General features: G+C 58.9%; 1 protein-coding gene. It reads right to left on the bottom strand.

What is annotated here, in order from left to right; translation table 11 throughout:
* The coding region (locus tag HU755_RS26945) for an immunoglobulin-like domain-containing protein (protein ID WP_186638292.1) at positions 1–518 on the bottom strand (518 nt) is incomplete at both ends.

Below are 518 nucleotides of genomic sequence, written 5' to 3'. Positions count from 1 at the left end.
TCGGCCACGGAACCGGTCGCGGACAGCGACAGGTTGGTGGTGTCGACGGTGTCGGTCACGGTGGTGCTGACCGGGGTTTTGTCGGCGACGAGGTTCTCGAAATTGCCACCGGTCACGTTGGTGATCGAGTTGCTCAGCGAAGCCTGACCGGTCAACGCGTCATTCGGTGCGGTGAAGGTCACGCTGCCGGTGGTTTTGCCGACTTCGATGGTGATGTTCTGACCATTGGCCAGAGTCACGACAACCGGCGAGCCGGTAACTGGAGCGCCAACCGTGGCGGTGTAGGTCACGGTGCCGCCTTCAGTCACCGAAGTATCAGCGGTCAATTTGACCGTCGAGGTATCGATGGTGTCGGTGACTTGAGTGATTGCTGGTGTGGTGCTCGGAACAAGGTTCTCGAAATTTCCACCGGTGGCGCTGGTAATCGTTGCCTGCACTGAGCCGGCGTCTTTGTAGACGTCATCGGTTGGTGCTGGAACGGTGACATTACCGCTGGTTTCGCCAGCTTTGATGGTGAT

This window comes from Pseudomonas sp. SWRI111 (assembly GCF_014268555.1).
GTDB classification, from domain to species: domain Bacteria; phylum Pseudomonadota; class Gammaproteobacteria; order Pseudomonadales; family Pseudomonadaceae; genus Aquipseudomonas; species Aquipseudomonas hamedanensis.
The sequence above is the reverse complement of the archived record's forward strand: the minus strand, read 5'-3'. Positions and strand labels throughout refer to the sequence as shown.